The sequence below is a fragment of the Novipirellula aureliae genome (assembly GCF_007860185.1).
Taxonomy (GTDB): domain Bacteria; phylum Planctomycetota; class Planctomycetia; order Pirellulales; family Pirellulaceae; genus Novipirellula_A; species Novipirellula_A aureliae.
Window position 1 is genome coordinate 34,589 of sequence record NZ_SJPY01000008.1, and the last position, 19,165, is coordinate 53,753.

General features: G+C 52.4%; 11 protein-coding genes and 3 pseudogenes. 8 read left to right on the forward strand and 6 right to left on the reverse strand.

The genetic code is table 11. The features are described 5' to 3' along the window. Positions 1–239: 239 nt before the first annotated feature. A complete protein-coding gene (locus Q31b_RS22500; RefSeq protein WP_197172094.1) occupies positions 240–4,010 on the reverse strand; it encodes an SUMF1/EgtB/PvdO family nonheme iron enzyme in 3,771 nt (1,256 codons plus the stop codon). A gap of 429 nt (positions 4,011–4,439) precedes the next feature. Here Q31b_RS22500 and Q31b_RS22505 point away from each other — a divergent pair, with 429 nt between their 5' ends. Then, positions 4,440–6,959, forward strand: coding sequence for an HzsA-related protein (locus Q31b_RS22505; RefSeq protein WP_146601927.1), 2,520 nt, complete (start codon positions 4,440–4,442; stop codon positions 6,957–6,959). Positions 6,960–7,022: 63 nt separating this feature from the next. Here the strand turns inward: Q31b_RS22505 and Q31b_RS22510 are convergent, their stop codons facing one another. Next, positions 7,023–7,307, reverse strand: coding sequence for a hypothetical protein (locus tag Q31b_RS22510; RefSeq protein ID WP_197172097.1), 285 nt, complete (start codon positions 7,305–7,307; stop codon positions 7,023–7,025). A 61-nt stretch (positions 7,308–7,368) separates the two neighbouring features. Then, positions 7,369–7,497, reverse strand: a pseudogene (locus tag Q31b_RS29720) (peptidase M28); the annotation flags it as partial. Positions 7,498–7,814: 317 nt separating this feature from the next. On the opposite strand from Q31b_RS29720, the gene Q31b_RS22525 reads away from it, so the two are divergent. From Q31b_RS22525 to Q31b_RS22540, 4 genes are all read left to right on the forward strand, one after another. Next, positions 7,815–8,855, forward strand: coding sequence for a TlpA family protein disulfide reductase (locus Q31b_RS22525; RefSeq protein WP_146601930.1), 1,041 nt, complete (start codon positions 7,815–7,817; stop codon positions 8,853–8,855). A gap of 334 nt (positions 8,856–9,189) precedes the next feature. Continuing rightward, positions 9,190–10,536: a D-arabinono-1,4-lactone oxidase gene (locus Q31b_RS22530; protein ID WP_146601931.1), complete on the forward strand. Its 1,347-nt coding sequence runs from the start codon at positions 9,190–9,192 to the stop codon at positions 10,534–10,536. Continuing rightward, positions 10,533–10,799, forward strand: coding sequence for a hypothetical protein (locus tag Q31b_RS22535; protein ID WP_146601932.1), 267 nt, complete (start codon positions 10,533–10,535; stop codon positions 10,797–10,799). The genes Q31b_RS22530 and Q31b_RS22535 overlap by 4 nt, the downstream gene beginning before the upstream one ends. Positions 10,800–10,968: 169 nt before the next feature. Beyond that, positions 10,969–11,679, forward strand: a complete 711-nt coding sequence (locus Q31b_RS22540; protein ID WP_146601933.1) for a hypothetical protein — start codon at positions 10,969–10,971, stop codon at positions 11,677–11,679. Between the two features lie 387 nt (positions 11,680–12,066). Here Q31b_RS22540 and Q31b_RS22545 read toward each other — a convergent pair whose 3' ends face one another. After that, positions 12,067–12,717, reverse strand: a complete 651-nt coding sequence (locus Q31b_RS22545; RefSeq protein ID WP_146601934.1) for a hypothetical protein — start codon at positions 12,715–12,717, stop codon at positions 12,067–12,069. Between the two features lie 312 nt (positions 12,718–13,029). Here Q31b_RS22545 and Q31b_RS22550 point away from each other — a divergent pair, with 312 nt between their 5' ends. The 3 genes and pseudogenes from Q31b_RS22550 to Q31b_RS22560 form a co-directional block, all read left to right on the forward strand. Continuing rightward, the gene (locus tag Q31b_RS22550; protein ID WP_197172100.1) at positions 13,030–14,664 is read left to right on the forward strand and encodes a sialate O-acetylesterase; all 1,635 of its coding nucleotides are present in this window, start codon (positions 13,030–13,032) and stop codon (positions 14,662–14,664) included. A 690-nt stretch (positions 14,665–15,354) separates the two neighbouring features. Beyond that, on the forward strand, positions 15,355–16,062 hold the full coding sequence (locus tag Q31b_RS22555; protein WP_146601935.1) for a transposase: 708 nt from the start codon (positions 15,355–15,357) through the stop codon (positions 16,060–16,062). A gap of 62 nt (positions 16,063–16,124) precedes the next feature. Continuing rightward, positions 16,125–16,646, forward strand: a pseudogene (locus Q31b_RS22560) (transposase); the annotation flags it as partial. 83 nt (positions 16,647–16,729) lie between these two features. On the opposite strand, the gene Q31b_RS29725 reads toward Q31b_RS22560, so the two are convergent. After that, positions 16,730–17,611 (reverse strand): ATP-binding protein, encoded by an 882-nt coding sequence (locus Q31b_RS29725; protein WP_390622345.1) that lies wholly within the window; start codon positions 17,609–17,611, stop codon positions 16,730–16,732. Between the two features lie 220 nt (positions 17,612–17,831). After that, positions 17,832–18,932 (reverse strand): annotated as a pseudogene (gene istA, locus Q31b_RS29730) (IS21 family transposase); the annotation flags it as partial. Positions 18,933–19,165 lie beyond the last annotated feature (233 nt).

A 19,165-nucleotide genomic window follows, 5' to 3' on the forward strand; every position in this document is an offset into this window, starting at 1 on the left:
GATTCGTGGTGCAGGAGCGCGAAATTGACTCGCCGTGTTTTCAGCTCCATGACAACCCATTGTCGATGCCATCGCAGGGTCATGTCCGCTGTGAACAGAGTCTCAAACTGCTCGAGTGTTTTGCGTCCGAGATCCGTCGATGTCGATAGCTTGAATGACCGGTTTTCGCAGTGTCTAATGCTCGGCTGAGTTTTTTGACCGCACGGCGTGGCCGCAATTCACGAACTTCCTGTCCGCGTCTATTCGACAACCACTCGGAACCCGGCGTGATAAACCCTTTGCCAAGCGGGGTATCCCAGCCGATAGCTGGAGGTGGCCCGGAACGGGCGATCGTGCCAGGAGCCACCACGGAGAACTTTCTCTCCGCTGTCATTGATGCGTCCGTCACCTTCGGAATACGGGTACGCTACGTAATCTGATCGTGTCCATTCGGCAGCGTTACCATGCATATCGAACACCCCCCACGCATTGGGCTCAAAACTGCCGACCTTGGCAAGGTGAAGTGTCCCGTCGTCTGATCGAGGGTCTTGCAACTTGAAATCAACCGTGTGATTGGGGTTGCTCATTGGTTTGGGATCCACACCTTTGACCGCCATCTGTTGGACCGAGATATCCGAAAGGTTGGCGTGTTTGGAAAAATCAGTATCGAGGTCGCCGAAGGACAACGGCGTATCGGTTCCAGCTCGACAGGCCCATTCCCACTGAGCCTCTGTAGGCAGCGTCACCTTGCGACCGGTCTTCTCTGAGAGCCAATCGCAGAACGCCTTTGCTTTGTCCCATGAGACACGGATCACCGGGTACTGCATGTGGTTCATGTAATAACCCCGCTTAACCTGGTCCTTGTAGTGCATATCGTAGACGCCGTTAAGATATTCGGGATCAAACTGCCGAAACTGCTCCAGGGACACTTCAGTGGCTCCGATGAAGAATGGCTCGCTGATCGCGACGCGTGAGATTGGTTGCTCGACGGGCGTTTCGTCGTTGCTTCCCATCGAGAACTCACCCGATGGCACACTGACAAGCTTCATTGTCACTCCATCACCAAGCTCGAAGTCAAGTGTCTTCTGCTGATGGGCACCGACGCGCGAGGGTCGTGGCTGGACGACGTCGCGTTCAAGCGGTTTCGGAAGGACGATCTTTTTCGCCTTCTCGTAAGGGTTAAGTATTTCCTCTGGATCATAGCTGACCAAATCGTACATCCGACGCAATTCCTTTCGTCGCTCGAGAACGGTTGCGTTCGCTCCCGCTTCGCTCCACGTGCCATGATAAGGAGCGTTCAGATCGATCCAGGTAATGAGGCGTTCCCACGCTTCCTGATCAAGCTCCACGTTGTGGTGTCCCTTTTGCAGCATTTGGACGAGTTCACTCGTATCGGCATGGAATTCAAGCGGGGTCAGTAGATGATAATCACCTTCGGGACCGTTGCGACGAACATAGGGATGAAGCATCGCGTGGGCGGCCTTCGCGTTGGAAAGATCAGGGATGCCGGCTTCGGCGAACTTGCGGCCTGTGTTCGGTCCGGTTCCGATGATGCGATCAGCCACCTGATAGCGTCCCGCCTTATCATGGCCGTCTGGCGTCATGTTGTGCGATCCATCGTGACAGCTCACACAATAGGTATCAAGCACAGGTTGAACTTCTCGTTGGAAGCTGAATCCTCGCGTCGACCCGTAGAACGATTCCAGTTCGCTCGGTGCACGCAGCATGGCTGTGGCGCGTCGTTGCACTGGAGGCATGTTTTGGCTTTCGTGGCAGCCGACACACGAAAGCCTCTCACCGGGCATCGCCACCGTCCAACTTCGCATTAGTTGGAGCGACTTACCTTGCTCGTCGAGCGGTTGCATTGCAAAGGGCGTATTGGCTGGGACGGTAAAACTAGCAGATCCGTCCGCCTCGACTGGCGCGGTTCCGAGGACCTGCTTCGCGTCCCAACCAGCCTCCATCGCCATCGAATAATGGCCTCCCTTGTGACGCGGGCCGTATTCATAACGATAGACCCGCAGGCCTTTCACAGTGCCACGGGGGACATCTTGCAGTCCTGGTCCTTCGTAAATATCGTTGATCAGCACTGTGGCCTCTTGACTCTCCAAGTTGATCCGGTCCGGCATGATCGGCGGGCGTTTTGTAGCGCGGAGTGGAAGCGGTTCGAAGTAGCCTCCCTCACCGTCCATTTTTTTCAAACACAACATATTGTCAAATACGTCGAGCAGGTAGACGGAGTTGCCCGTCATCGCCAGGAAATATTTGTCGCTCAATGGGTAGGGGGTGTAGAACATAGGGCTATACACTTTAGACAAATTATCAATCACCAGCGGCTCAACTTCTTTGCCTCGGCCGGTGATCAGTTGGACGGCGCCGTCGGCCTCCTGACGCCCCTTCGAGACGTCAAACAAACACAACGCCCCACCCTTCGGATTACTATGGTGGCCAGTCACCGTCGCCAGGAACTTAGTGTTGTGGCCTGGGATCTGTCTGGCGAAGAAGATGCTGTTTGGCCAATAGGAGTTACTGCCATAGAACGCCTTTTGGTCCGTTCCGTCCGGATTCATCGTCATCAATACGCGGCTAAAATAGTGAGCCGAGTCGGTGTATTCCCAGCGAGCATACATGACGCGGCCACTTTCCATCATCGCCGGATGCCAACTCGCATCCTGGTCAAAAGTCAGCCGACGAACACCTGTTCCATCTGGATTCATGCGGTACAAATTGGCGACGTAAGACTTGCCTCCAACACACGGGACGCCTTCATAGCTAGCGGTCGAGGCGAAGATAATTCGTTCATCGGGTAGGTAACAGGCGTCATAGCAATCGATGTCGGCGCCCATGTCCGGAGTGACCCTCTGTGGCTTGCCAAGCGGCTCGCCGCTACGGGGATCGATCTTCTGTTCAAACACGGCATACCCCATACCTTTACCTGGAGCAGCGCTCAGTTCGTTTATGTCGCAATGGGAGGCGAACAACAATCGGTCGCCATCAAAATGCAAATCCACATCACCGACAAACTTGCCACCGTCCGGTTTGTAGACAGTCTTGATCTCGCCATCGCAAATCGGCGACATGACCACCAATTCGTCGTCAAATCCACCCGCTGGACCACAAGAAACGCGAGTTTGCCAATTCGCAGAGAATCGCTTGCCCTTCTTACTGCGGACCATCAGCAGGTGGTCAAAGTCCAAAAGCGGGTTGGCTAACAACGCCTCTTTTTTAAGCGCCGCAAACTCTTCACTTTTTTCGTTGTCCATCGCATCGAGCCGACTCAAGAATTCTTCTCCTTTGGCGTATTTGTCGCCGTAGGTGTTGATCAGGTCTTCGATGGCTAGTCGCAGTGATTCACGATCGCCTTCGCCGCTGGCATGGTGGCCGCCCTTCATCAAGGGGCCGTTGAGCACGCCGCCGTTTTCTTCCGGCAGGGGCACTGCGGGTTCCCTGCTGGTAGGCCGGGCAGCTTTGGCATTTTTGCTTTCTTTCAGCTTGGCAACCTTTCGGCCGACTTTGACGGCACTCTTGGTTTCGGCGACATCGAGGACGGTCTGGCCCGTTTGGGGGCTGCGCACGACGGCGCCCCAAACGACTTTGCGGTCGCTGTCGAGCACGAGAGTTTGAACGTCCTTCAAGCGGGATTCAAAACCGTCGCGATTCCAGATCGTTATCTTCTCGATTTCCACCAACTCTCCGAGATCAACCTCCCAGCTCGGCGTGGGTAGATCATTGACGGTGTGTGTAACGCTACCCGAAGTCCAATTGCCATTGGTATCGCCATCCACAGCACGCGCAGAAACGCCACCGTGCGCGGTCGAGGTTTGCTTGGTTTCTTTCCCCAACGCTACGTTCTTTTCACCGCTGAAGACCTGTACTTCGGCAACAGAAAGCGTTCGACTGTTTCCAGGCAGAGTGATGGTTACAAATCTGCCTTCGACACTTTCAGCGAAGACAGCGCCCGACGAGCTAAACCAGGGCAGGAAAGTAACAACACAAGCAAACCACAGGGATGCGCGGACAGGAAACTTCATCACAATTCTCCATCTTCGGGTAGGCAGTAAAGACGCGTGGAAATAGATGTAGGGGTAGGCCATAACATCGTAGCAGCTCTAAACATGGTAGCAGCTCTAAACATCGGGTGGATGAGACTGTCCACCCGTTGATGCTCCAAACAGACACGTACCAGCGTATTGATCGCGAATTAGCAATGAAGAACCCTAATTGACGCAGGTATCAGAAAGGCGAGAAATGCGTGTATGCCGCATATCGTGAAGAGATGATTTGGTGCGATTGTCGTTCTGCTGTCCGAGCGGAGAGCAGAACGACATTGCGGGCACGCGGCCATGAAGATTGCTTTGCTACCGACCCTGCAACTGAAATCGTCTACAATGAATTTCAACATTCGAATCAAGCAAAGACAACGCTCCTACCGCTAATCCCATTGCCCCCCGTAACCAGCCATGTTTCGCTCTACTTCTCGACCAAAGTTCTGGCGTCAAATCATTGTCTTGCTCGTCATCAGCGCGGCGGGTCTGCTGACATCGCCGACTTCGTTCGCTCAGCCAACTGCGTCTGAGCGTATCGATGAGTTGCAGCAGCAATGCGATGCGTTGGAGCTAGCGATCAACGACCTGATCGACACCTTTGGAGATCGTTACCGAAGCGGCCAAGGCTACGCAGCCCGTCTTGATTCACTCGAAAGTGAATTAATGCTAGTGTCGAAAAGAACGAGTGCCGCCGAGTTGGAGCAATTGCAGATTGCGTGTTCTGAACTGCGCCACGATGCGTTACTGGCTAATCCGCTGCTGTGCGAGCAACCACTTCTGTTTGTGACTCGGCATCAATACAAACGCGATCATCACAACAGCGCCACGATGTTTCAAACGGGTGAGATCAATGAAGCGAGTTTTCAAGGGGGCGGTGCACTGAAGACGATTGATTTTTCCCAAGACGGCAAAGTCACGACGTTGGTCGATTTGCCCGAAGGGATCGTGCGCGATCCCGATGTTTGCTTCACTGGCAAATCGATTCTCGTTTCGATGCGACTGAACCCTAGCGACGACTACCATCTTTACCAACTTGCCGCTGACGGTTCTGAGCGACAACAATTGACCAGTGGCGAAGGCATTTCGGACATCGACCCGATCTATCTGGCTGATGGTCAGATTCTATTTAGCTCCACTCGCGAGCCGAAGTACTGTCAGTGCAATCGCCACATTATGTGCAATCTGTTCACGATGGATTTGGACGGAAGCAATCTGGATCAAATCGGGCACAGCACATTGCATGAAGGTCATCCATCGCTGCTGAGCGATGGACGAGTGATGTACGATCGCTGGGAATATGTTGATCGCAACTTTGGTGATGCTCAGGGGCTATGGGTTGTCAATCCCGACGGCACCAACCATGCTATTGTCTACGGAAACAATACCGCCTCGCCCGGCGGCGTGTTAGAGGGATGCAGTGTTCCCGGTACCGATCTCATTTTAGCGACCTTCACCTCTTGCCATGATCGCCCCTGGGGTGCGTTGGCGTTAATCGACCCGAGTCGCGCCTTGGACGGCAAGCAGGCGGTGCTGCGCACATGGCCGGAATCGGCGATCGATCTTGTCGACGTTGGCAATTATGACACATTCAAAAAAGTCCAACCTAAATATGAAGATCCCTACCCGTTGTCGGCAAACTATTTCTTGTGTTCACGGATGACCGGCGAAGGCGAAAGAATGGGAATCTATCTGGTGGATTTGTTTGGCAATGAGATTTTGGTTCATAGTGAAGACGCCGGTTGCTTCGACCCCATGCCGCTCGCACCAAGACCTAAGCCAGTCGCTTTGCCATCAAGAATCGACTTAGCAAAACAAGAGGGTACGTTTTATGTCGTCGATGTGTATGTGGGTTCGGGAATGGAGCAGATTGAACGCGGAACGGTGAAATGGTTGCGAGTGGTCGAGGTGCCCGAGAAGCGATTCTGGACTCCTGAATCCTGGAACGGCAGCGGCACGCAAGCGCCCGCCATGGCGTTTGACGATTTCAACAATAAGCGTATTTTGGGGACCGTTCCGGTGGAAAGCGACGGTAGTGCTTACTTTCGCATTCCAGCAGATAGGTTTGTCTATTTTCAATTGTTGGACGAAAATGGCATGATGCTCCAATCGATGCGCAGTGGCACGATGGTACGACCAGGCGAAACGACCGGTTGTGTTGGCTGTCACGACAACCGACATCAAAGTATTCCACCGGGTGGCAGAGCAATAGCGATGAAGCGTCAGCCAAATGAGTTGACACCATGGTATGGAGCAACACGAGCTTTCAGTTACAACCGAGACGTCCAACCGGTCTTCGACAAGCACTGTATTTCCTGTCACGATTATGACCAAGTCGCTGGCGAGCAGTTGAACCTTGCCGGAGATCTGGGGTTGGTTTTCAACACGTCCTATCTAGAATTGCGAAGCAAATCAATGGTCCACGCCGTCGGAGCCGGTCCGGCGACGATTCAGCTGCCGAAGAGTTGGGGATCGCACGCTAGTCGGCTGGCCGCAGTCCTACAAGATGGGCATGAAGATGCGGACATCGACAAAGACATTCAGCTTGATCGTGAAGCATTTGATCGAATCGTTACCTGGATCGATATTAATGCCCCCTACTATCCGGAGTACGCCAGTGCATATCCCAAGAATCGCTATGGTCGATCACCGCTGAACATGCAAGAACTTACCATGCTCAGTGAATTGACCGGTATCAATCTGAAGGACCAGAAGCAGGCATCGCAAATCAGTTTCACTCGTCCCGAAATGAGTCCTTGCTTGGTGACACTTCGTCAGCAAGATTCAGCAAGCTACCATGAAGCGTTGGAGTTGATCCGAGTCGGTGCAAAACGATTGATCGAGCGACCTCGTGCGGACATGCCCGGCTTTCAACTCGATGGCCAGGATGCAGTACGTGAACGCAAATACCAAGCCAGCCAACGGCAAATGCAGTGATAACAGAATCTGATTCATTTCAAATATTTCTCTGCGGCCCTCTGCGTCTTCGCGCCCTCTGCGTTAAATAACACCAGCAATCCGATCGAAACGCGGAGATCGCAGAGACGCAGAGGGTACCTTCCCCGACCGCCCTCTTGCTTGAATGAAGTTTTTGGCGACCTCTTTATCAAAGACTTCCATGTACTGCATCTGGACTCGATGCCGCCCCGTGCCCTCCGCGAACTGTTTTACGGCATAGCCAAGCAATTCCTTCATACTCTCAATTGCAGTTGCGGGCTCGTCGGGCGTTGGTGCTAATTTGCGTTCTTCACGGAATCTTTCCATGAACGCCTTTCGTGATTTCATCGCCTCGTTTTGTTGCATGCTCGTAGCGGAACGCAAAGCATTTGCAAAAGCCCATAATCGCTCCTTCGATATAACCGATGGTTGCTTCCATCGTTTTTGGCTTCTTCAAAGTGCGTACGCTGATCAATCCCGCAAGTCGATCCACATGCAAGCGTAGGTTGGCTTCGATTTGGTCGCGATCCTCATTCATTTGTATGGTGAGGCGAGACGGCGGAAGCCGTGAAAAAGAACAATGAACAGGAAAAGCAGATTGCGAAGCAAAACTGCAATTGGATTGATGGTCGGAACTTTAGTAGTGGATCTTGTTAAAGATCCTTGTTGCGAGGGAACTTTAACAAGATCCACTACGGCCAAATGCTCGCCAAGGTTTCGCATCCATGGAACGCTGCGGGGATACTCAGCGATCCCTTCGATCCACTTTGACGGAATTCCATCTTCCCCGACGCCGGCACCGACGAGGTAATTGCAAATTGCAAATTGCAAATTGTGAATTGCAGTGCTACTTCGGTGCTATCTTGGTACGTTTTGCTTTGCTGCGTTCTTCGTTGCGGACTTGTGCGTGATGTCGATGGATCGTGGAATGAAATGGGAACCGCAACGCTGCCCACTGCCAACGCCGTGTCGGTTGGAATTCATGCATTGAACACATCCGGGACCACGGTAAAGGTAACGTTTCATGAATTGAAACAACAAATGGAATACGTGCCTGTTGAAGCGGAATCCAGTGTCGGGATTGAACTGAAAACGCCCGCGAGCATTGCATCCGTTGCGAAGAGACCCGACCCGGAATTCATCAAACTGGTCAATCGCATTCGAGAGCTAGAACAGCGATCAAAAACAATCGATTCCACGACACCGGACGAGCGACAGAAACTCATGGACGACACTCGTGGGTTGCTCAGCGATGCCGATGATCCATTGAAAGTGCGTTTAGTGCTCGCCTTTGCCTCCGATCTGAGTCGCCAATTCGAACAGCTCGGTGAATACGATAATGCGATCGTTGTCTACGATCTCGCAATTGAGACGCTGCAGTCTGTTGAGGACGAAATGGTGAAACGGATGACGACCTCGCTTCTAAAGTACCGTGACCGATTGCAGAGTAAGTTCAACATGATCGGCAAGCCGATCGAACTCGATGGCGAAACGCTATCGGGTGTGGACTTTAGCTGGCAAGACTACCAGGGCAAGATTGTGCTGGTCGATTTCTGGGCATCTTGGTGCGGCCCTTGTCGCTCGGAGATCCCAAATGTTCTCAAACAGTACGAGCGATTTCACGAGCAAGGATTTGAGGTGGTTGGAATCTGCTTAGACTCGAATCGACAAGTCGCCGAAGACTATGTCAAAACGGAAGGTTTGCCGTGGCTATCTTTGTTCCAAGACGAAGCAGGCTGGAAGCATCCGATGGCAATCCGATATGAAGTTCATTCCATTCCGACAGCAATCCTCGTTGATCGCGACGGAAACGTTGTCTCCGTATCAGCACGCGGTGACGAGCTCAGCAAGTTGCTTGAAGCAAGGTTTGCAGTGCAGGAGAATAACCAACACTGAAAGACGTTCTCGCGGGCAGCTAAGTGTGCCCGACTTGTTTCATTCGTAACTCCGCTGCTTACTGCCGGCTTGAACCGATTCCTGCCAGATCCAAATGATCCTCTTCGTTCGACAATTGAGGGTACCGTTCGACTTGAGGTCGACCGTAAGAAAGCAGAAATCAAGAAACTGGTATTGGTCCGACGAACCCCAACAGCCGACTGGCGGATCGATCCTGAAATCATTGAGAGATTGAAAGAAACCGAGAAAGCGAGGCACGATATGAAATCGAAGAGAGAGGAACCGAACACGCGCTCGATCGCAGAGGAAAAAGCTGAGGAAAAAGACAAAACCCATGATTGAGAACTTCGGTCGCAACCTCCAAATCGAGCCGGCAAAGTACTGTTGCCCCAAATCTGAGTCGGAGCTACTGGCGTTTCTTGACGCAAATCGTGACGAGAATATTCGTGCGATCGGACGATTGCACTCTTGGAGCAACGTCATACAGTCCGACGGGGCGCTGGTCGACATGAATCATTTCGACGTATTGTCGCTGGAGAAATTTGAGGGGGTATCGGCCGTACGCGTTGGTGCAGGATGTCAGATCAAAGAGGTCATTCACATGCTTCAACTTCATGGACTGACCCTGCCAACGCTTGGCTTGATCGACGAACAGTCTGTCGCGGGGGCGATCTCCACAGGCACTCACGGCTCGGGAAAAGAAAGTTTCTCGCATTTTGTACTTGGCGTTCGGATTGCAACCTTCGGCGATGGCGACAGCAAGGCAAAGCTGTGCTCGATTAACTCAGGCCAACCAAGGCTACTCCGCGCGGCACGCTGTTCTCTGGGATGCCTTGGAATCATTACCGAAGTAGTGCTTCCCGTACGAGAACAGTATGGAATCGAGGAGCATCTCAAGCGATACAACTCGCTCGAAGAAGTGTTAGCGAAAGAGGCCGAATACCCTTTGCAACAGTTCTATCTCGTTCCCTGGCGATGGGACTACTTTGTCCAACATCGCAGAGAATCGAATCGAACGCATAGTTGGCATGCGATTGCCTATCGCTGGTTCTGGTCGCTGGGGATGGACACAGTCTTCCATCTTTTTATTTGCATACTCGCGCGCTGGTTGCCAAGTCGCTGCACGAAGCTGGCCTACCGACATCTCATTCCCCGGCTAATTCCTCAGAACTGGAAAGTCGTGGATCGTTCCGATCGACAATTGACGATGCAGCACGAGCGGTTTCGGCATATCGAAGTCGAGACCTTCGTCGCGGGACGACACCTCAATTCAGCGATCGAGACAGCTCGCGATCTATTAACAACCTACGCATCGAAGTCATCATCGGAAAAATACGTGCATCACTATCCGATCTGTATTCGTCGTGTCTTGCCCGACGATACGCTGGTCTCACCTGCTTCAGGTGGGGATGAGCCGTGGTACACGCTCAGCTTTATTAGTTACGCGCGACCTGCGGAACGACAAGGCTTTGAAGCCTTTGCGAATGAAGTCGCGCAAACGATGATAAAACAATTCAACGCGAGGCCCCATTGGGGAAAATTCTGTCCTATCAAATCGACGATGCTTACGCGTCTGTACCCACAGTGGGAGGAATTTGCAGCATTTGTTCGGATGGCCGATGGAGCCTCTCCATTCGCGAATCCATGGCTTCAAGGTTTGCTCGAAAAGAATGCGGAGTGATCAGAGACGTCTTTCAACTAACGACCATCGCTATTGAGGAAAAGCAGCGTGAAAGAAACACCGAATCCCTACTGTGGCAATCGATGCTTCAGTGGCAATTAGGCGATCAAGCGACAGCAAGGAAAACACTGGCGAACGCCACTTCATTAATCGATCAGAACAGTCAGCCAGTCGGAGTCCATGTTCACGGAAATGCTGCCACTGAACTGATTGCGTTGCGTCGCGAAGCTGAGGACTTAATTGGAAATGCTGACGTCAATTGACGCTTCAATCGGGAATCCCCACACGTGAGCCGAGCATGTTCGAACCCTTTCGACCACCGCGCGCCGAGGATGCTGATAAAGCCAGAGGTGTTGCAAAGATACTTTACATTGTGAAACCATACAACAATTTCATTAGCAGAGTTTTGAACAAGTGGGTCTACGACACAAGATGCCAGCGACCACAGAGTCGTTGCCCGATAGCACAAACAACCCGTATAAATCATCGGTCTTGAGTGACTCTCAGCCCGTTTCGAGAAGTTCGGGTACTGAGGTTGGTCGCATCCTCCGTTACACGGCAGCTTTGCTAGGCGGCATGGCCACCGCGTCGTTGGCTGCAGCAATTGCTTTCTGCTTGACAATCATTGTGCTGACCGATCCACTTAGTCGACTGCTTGGACTCGGTAGCGTGTTCGATGGGTTTCTATTGTTTGGCAACCCACTTCTCGCTGCAATCAGTGGGCTGCTGGGAGGCGTTGCCGGTGGCTTAACGATTGACGAGCCGAGGCAACGCTCACGAAACATTTCGTTGGTGACGTGTAGTTTACCATCGCTTCCTTTACTCTTTGTCGGGATTTCAGAACCTGGAGAACTGCTTTTCAGTTTGGTTCTGGCACTTCTATTATTCGCTTCTGCTGGACCGAGTGTGCTGGTGACTTTGTCGCTTCTCGGGTTTGTCAACGTCTCCCGCCGCCGCCCGCCGCACATGAACCGCGACACGTTGTTGCACTGGATCAAAGAGAGACACTCAGCCGGACGAAGCATGAAGTTCTCGGACGTTTGTTTGGAGAACCGCGACATGGCACTCGCCGTCAAACGGACGTTCGGCAGTTGGCGCAACGCGCTCAGAGAAGCGGAAGCGGATGATCAGCCCGCGACGTAGCCCGACAACGCCACACGTTAGCCTGTGTGGCGTTCTTGTTTCGGATCATAACACTTGCAACTGCCCCAATGCAGGCACTACAATCAAGCGTGAGCCGAGCGAGTCGTGAGTGTTGGCATGATTGATTCTGCAAAAGGCTTGCGGAACCCCTAGAACGCGGAGAAGCTCAACGCACGATCTATGCTGCTCTGCATCTATGCAAACCCGCATAGATCGCAATTTGTTATGTCGAAACAAAAAGCACCAATCTACAATCCTGACCCTAAAATGCAACCTCCAGCGGTATTCTCGCTTTGCTTCATCATCCTTTTGACCTTCGTCGGATGCGACGCCGTTCCGGAGCACAAAACGACACTTGGCTCCCACACATTGACGAGTGTCGATGCATCAGAGGAGCCTATAGGCGGAACGTCTGGTACTAACCAGGATGATGATACAGGAATCACAACCAATTTCTTCGAGAGCGCCAATGGGCGATACAATATCACGCTCGAAAACGAAGTCATGACGGTCAACGGCTTTAAGTACACACTCAATAAACCGGGGAGCGTGATCCGCATCGTGGACACCCAAGTCGAGTTCAATGGAGTTGCTGCATCTCCGGACACGGAATCGTGAAATAACCAATATGACTTTGACTTCGCGGCGATGCGACGAAGGTAGGATAAAAACCTCTGGGGGTGACCGGGAAAAGTGCCAGTCCAGAAGTGAGTACGAGTAGCCGAAGTTCAGGCCACTGTTCTCTTTGCGATCGGAGTAGTCCCACCCATTGGCAACCAATTGTCGATGCCATCGCATGATTGTGTCCGCTGTGAACAGAGTCTCAAACTGCTCGAGTGTTTTGCGTCCGAGGATTTTGCCTTTAACTGCCAATCGACGTCGCTGATCATCGGTCAGCAAGATTCGCTTCTTAGCAAATTTCTCTTTGAGAACGGCATTCTCCGTGCGGAGGTACTCAATGACTTCTTGTTGTTGTCGATTGACCGAACTGGCAAGAATGATCAGCATTAACTGCCACGGCTGCAGAATGAATTTCATCGGCGTCTCGGTAGTCTGGAAAACCCGAAAGGCTCATTGGTGCGAAACGAAATGTAAACCAGCATTGACAAGCTCCTGAGCGATCAGCGTTTGTCGCCGTTCCGGTGAGAACGGTTGCGGGAAGACTGCCGACGCGACTAAGCACGTCAGTTCAGCTGAGGAACCTTGTTCACAGAGCTTAAAGTACCATTCTTTTTCGTGTTTTATTGTCGGCTGAGTTTATTTACGCCACCGGTTGTGCGATAATGATTTCGCGTTCCCAAATCAAACCAACTGCATTCTGACTACAACTTCAAGCAGCGATAAACCCCTATGAAATGTTTTCTTGCACTTTGCGTTTTGGTGTTCTCGACCTCGGCCGCGGCCGTCGAATTGGATTTGCCCGCCGTGTTCTCCGACCACATGGTGTTGCAGCGCGAGATGGACGTGCCGGTTTGGGGCAAAGCCGATGCAGACGCCACGGTTGAAGTTTCGTTTGCCGGGCAGGTTGTTAAAACTCAATCCGACGAAGCGGGAAACTGGCGTCTGAAGCTCAGTCCGATGGAGGCGTCGGCCGAGTCTCGTGTCTTAACAATCAATGTCACTCAGGGTGATGATCGGATCGAACATTCCATTGAGGATGTGCTGGTAGGAGAGGTTTGGCTCAACGGCGGGCAATCCAACATGTATCGTCCTTTCCGCATGTTGGTCGGGGACGCCAATCAAAAAGAACATCAACCGATTGTCGATTACCTGCGCAATGAGGCAGCCACTGCCAACGATCCGTTGCTCCGCCAGTTTCGCAGCGGCCCCGAGATGAATGCAGACGCCCCTCAATTCAAAGGTCGCGGCCATTGGTCAAAAGCGGTTGCTGGTGATGTCAACGAATTCTCTGGCACCGCGTATTTCTTTGCTCGCGAGCTGCGACGTGAACTGGATGTGCCCGTGGCGTTTCTGAGCTGCAATCTTGGCGGAACGCTTATTGAAGCATGGATGCCCCGCGAAGCATTTGAGCTCTCTTCCACTTCCCAAGAGTATTACCGTAGCCAGATCGCCAAACATCAGAACGCGGAGAGTCTCTGGGACGAAAACCAGTCGCGTGCGGACTACAAGAATGCATTGGAAGCTTGGAAGAAAAGAAAAGCCGAAGGCAAGAACGCTGGTCGCGAACCTCGCCGACCCGTGGCACCCACCAAAGACAAAAGCGTACCCTGCACGCTCTACAATGGCATCATTCACCCGGTGGCCACCTACGGCATCCGCGGGTTCCTTTGGTACCAAGGCGAAAGTAACTCAAATCACTTCCCCAAAGAGTACGGTAACCGGATGGTCGCACTCATCACTAGCTGGCGCAAAGCTTGGGGCCAAGATGATTTGCACTTTCTCTGGTGTCAGCTGGCGTCCTACAAGCCTGTGAACGACCAGCCGGTTGGTGATGAAGTTGGCCAAGCGCTTGTCAAAGACGGCCAACGCTATGCGTTAAAGCTTCCCAACACCGGCATGGCAGTCCTCAACGATATCGGCGACGCCACCGACGTACACCCCAAAAACAAATTTGATGCCGGCAAACGCCTTTCGCTGTGGGCATTAAACAAAGCGTATGGCAAAAAAGACATCGTATTTAGCGGCCCGCTCTTCCGAGACTCCCGAATTGAAAGTGACAAAGTCATCATCACATTCGACCACGCCCACGGTGGTCTTATGACCGGTAAAAAACATCTGATGGACCCGGTCGTTGAAACGAATGAGCCCCTCGAGCGATTCCAAATCTGTGGCGACGACAACCAATGGGTCTGGGCGAAGGCGGAAATCACCGGCCCGGATAGCGTGACCGTATGGCATCCTCAAATCAAGCAACCCACCGAAGTCCGCTATGCCTGGGCAGCCAACGCCGATCTTGCCAATCTGTACAACAAGGCGGGCCTTCCGGCTTCGATGTTCAAGACGAGCACGCGACAAGCCAAGTGAAATTGAATCACGAATGCCACCAACATTCGACGAGTTCCGCAGCGGGGCCGTGCGTTTCAATTTCTTCTAACCCTACACCAAGACGTCTTCTGGGTTTCATTATGTGAATCGTTTCATTTTCTTGGATCCACAGAGCACCACCGCGTGTGGTCAAACAAGTCGAACGAGCATTTAGGTCGGTGAAATCTGAGGTTGGTTTGTCGTCTGCGGTCGAATTCTGGATCGAGATCGAACCAAAATTCAGCGGTGTCGATAAAATGCCGGTTCAAAATGGCCGCACCGCGCAGCAGGCATCACACCGATATCTTGAGATCAGAGTGTCGCGAGCGAGTGAGAGTGGAACGAGCTGTCACGATGCTGACTCAAGCAGCCAGTCGAAAATATGACTTTAGATGCCCGCCCAGACGGTCTCTACAAACCACTTCCTCCTTACGGAACTTCACAGTCGCCACCGGATCGCCTTCACGCACCGGAGGCAAATGATCCCGGGCACTGTGACAACGTTCGGTGCTGTACCAGATGGCGGTTTCTTTCAATACGTGATCAAGGTGTGCGTCGGTCACGATGCAGAACGCATTGAGCACTTCGTGTTTAATCGTCTGACAGATGGAAAGGTGTCAGGACTCTTTAGACAGATGGAAAGGTGTCAGGACTCTTTACCAGCGGTTTGATTGGTATTATTCTATTGACATGCCCCGGCCTAAACGTGCTGACGAGAAAGATGCGATTTACCATGCCTTGAATCGAGGCAATGGCCGGTCGACGATTTTTAAGAAGGATGCAGATTACGAGGCTTTTGAAAACATCCTCGCCGAAGGTCTGACGCGGTCCTCCTGTCGCATTCTTTCCTATCAACTAATGCCCAATCATTGGCACTTTGTACTTCAACCCACTGTAGATGGCGGAATGAGCGACTTCTTGCGTTGGGTTAGCCTGACGCATACGATGCGTTATCATGCCCATTACAAAACCGCAGGGGAGGGACATGTTTATCAAGGCCGATTCAAAAGTTTTCCGGTTCAGGATGACGGTCACTTCCTGGTTTTGTGCCGATACGTTGAGCGTAACGCGAAACGCGCCAAACTAGTGAAGGATGCCGAAGATTGGCGTTGGGGTTCGTTGTATCGCTGGAGTCGATCAAGTGAACCGTTGCCTCGATTGTTAACTCCGTGGCCGATTCCACGCGAAGCGAATTGGATTCGACGGGTCAATGAGCCTCTTGATGAAAAAGAAATCGATTCAATCCGTTGGTCGATCCGGCGCGGTAGTCCGCTTGGGGAACCAGGATGGGTGGAGTCAATCGCACGTCGCTTGGACCTTGAATCAACCTTACGCCCTCGGGGACGCCCGAAGAAAAAGCTACCAAACGAGTCTCGATTGCTAAGAAATGAGTCCTGACACCTTTATCTTCACGATTGCCAAGAAATGAGTCCTGACACCTTTATCTTCACCATTGGCACTTTGTACTTCAACCCACTGTAGATGGCGGAATGAGCGACTTCTTGCGTTGGGTTAGCCTGACGCATACGATGCGTTATCATGCCCATTACAAAACCGCAGGGGAGGGACATGTTTATCAAGGCCGATTCAAAAGTTTTTCGGTTCAGGATGACGATCACTTCCTGGTTTTGTGCCGATACGTTGAGCGTAACGCGAAACGCGCCAAACTAGTGAAGGATGCCGAAGATTGGCGTTGGGGTTCGTTGTATCGCTGGAGTCGATCAAGTGAACCGTTGCCTCGATTGTTAACTCCGTGGCCGATTCCACGCGAAGCGAATTGGATTCGACGGGTCAATGAGCCTCTTGATGAAAAAGAAATCGATTCAATCCGTTGGTCGATCCGGCGCGGTAGTCCGCTTGGGGAACCAGGATGGGTGGAGTCAATCGCACGTCGCTTGGACCTTGAGTCAACCTTACGCCCTCGGGGACGCCCGAAGAAAAAGCTACCAAACGAGTCTCGATTGCTAAGAAATGAGTCCTGACACCTTTATCTTCACGATTGCCAAGAAATGAGTCCTGACACCTTTATCTTCCACAAGAAATGAGTCCTGACACCTTTATCTTCTCAAGAAATGAGTCCTGACACCTTTATCTTCCACGAAAATGCCAAGTTGCTCGTCAACAGCACACTGCCTCGCTCGTAGCGCTCGGCCAGTAACGTAAACAACACTTCCATCTCTTCTCGACTCTGCTGCACGTAGCCCAGGTCGTCGATGATGAGTCCCTCGAATGATGACAGTTGTTTGATCAACTTCGGAAGTCGCAAGTCCCGCTTGGCCATCAACAGTTGCTGCACCAACAAGCTGCAAGTCGTGAACAACATGCTCCGGCCTTGCAGCACGAGTTGCTCGGCCAGCGCGCACAAGGCATGGCTCTTTCCCGAACCGGGTTTGCCAAACAGCAGGATGTTCTCCCGGCGGTTTAGAAACGTCCCGTCGCGAAGTGTCTCCAGTTGGCGACGCACATTCATCGGCAAGCGATCGAATTGAAACGATTGCCAACTCTTGCCCAGCGGAAGACTCGAACGAGTCATCAGCCGTTTGATCCGTCCTTCGCGGCGTGTCTCGCACTCCAGCGTCGTCAACTCCAAAAGATAATCTAAGTGACTCAAGTTCTCCGCTTCGGCTCGCGTCGCCGCTGCCACGAATTGATCCCGGAACGTCGGCATCCGAAGTTCGCGGAACTGCGTCGTCAATGTTTCGATCTTGCCGGATTTGGCTGCTACCCGAGAGGCCGCCGTCGTCTTGCGGCGTGTCTTGGTGGTCGTCGTAGTCATCGTTAGAACCTTCCTTGTCAAACGTGTAAAGTAAACAATCAAAGTCACTAAGGCACGGCGGCTCGACATCAATGTCGGTAACCGCCGGAAGTGAATTGGCATCGGCAACCGATTGACGCAGCTGATCCAGATCGATCGCTTCACCGGAGGCCATACGAACCCGCAGTCCATCCTCGACAGCTTGCTGACTTTCGTCGGCAGCAAGCTTCAGGATTTGCAGATAGAGTTTGTCGGCGACCTTGTCGCTGTGGTTGGACCTGAGCATGTCGTAGGCGAAGCGAAACTGGCTGCTCGGGAACATCTCTTCGCGGTAACGGTAATCGGCAAAGGCACCAGGTTTTCGGACGAGCGAATCAATGACATGTCGATAGTTGATACTGGCCGCCTTTTTGCCGACAAGCCGCTGCATTGTTTGGATCAATCGGCCTTGATGGGTGACGGTGATTGTTTCCGCGCTGATTCGCACATCGACCTTGCCACCGATCAAACGACTGGGGACCGAATAGGTGTTGGCACGAACGGTGATCGTACTACTTTTACTTACGCGAATGCCTCCGAGGCAGTCATCTGTGTCTAACCGTTCGACGGGTAATCGACTCAGTACCTCACGTTCTTGCGTAAACCTAGCTTGACGATTTGCGTTGGCTCGTTCGATGATGCTTTGAACGAATCTCATGTAATCTTCGCGGTCTGCAAAGTCACGGCTACCACGCAGCAATAAACCTTGGTCAATTCGATCTTTAAGATGCCCATTCTGCGATTCGACATCGCCGTTTTCGTTAGCACAGCGTGCGTTGGTTCGTTGGGCTGTGCAACCGTAGTGATCCATCAATGCTGCGTACCGCTTGGTAAGTGTCGTCCGATCCGAGTGGTTACGAACTGCCGCACTAAGAGAGTCGGTGCGATGTTGCTGTGGTACACCGCCAAACTTCGCAAACGCATTTTGAATACCTTCGCTTAGTGCTTCAAAGGATTCGGAAAAACAGAGCGACACCGATTCGAAGTTGCTGTAGGTCAGGACACAGTGAAAGAGGCTGTGATTGAATTGGGATCCCGCGATCTTGACCCCTAGTTCATTGCAGACAGTAAAATCGCTGGCAGCGAATCTGCCGGGATGATGATCCTGGGGAAAGAATACCGTTTTGTTTGGCCCATGCAGAGACCGCCACGCTGCGACGCGACGTTCAAATGTTCGGCGCGTGGAGTCAGGAAACTCGGCGGGATGCATTCGCTGTAGATCGTCGAAGAGCGTTTTTGCCTTGAGTCGTGGTTCGGCTTGGAGCGTTCGCTCGATATCGGGCCAGACTTCGGCAAAGGGATCAATGCGAGTTCGGTAGTTGCGGTCGCTTTTACGCTCGGAGGGAAGTCGCTCGTCATCACGGTAAGACCGCGCAGTTTTATTATCCATCGAAGCCATCCTGGCAGAAGCGGCGAGTGACTTGCCAACAGCTAGCCATCGCCTAAGTTCAAGAACTTGTCCATCCGTGGTCATCGCGGTCTCCTGAAAAGGGGTGAACCGAGATGATGCTATTGAATTGCCCAACAAGGGAATTCTAATTGTCGCTGATTCGGGAAACGCTCCGTCGTGAAACACGCCGCCAGATCAGCTCAACAGGGGAATTCTAATTGTCGCCGGGAGGGAAAACTAATTGTCGCTAGACACGGAACTTCACAGTCGCCACCGGATCGCCTTCACGCACCGGAGGCAAATGATCCCGGGCACTG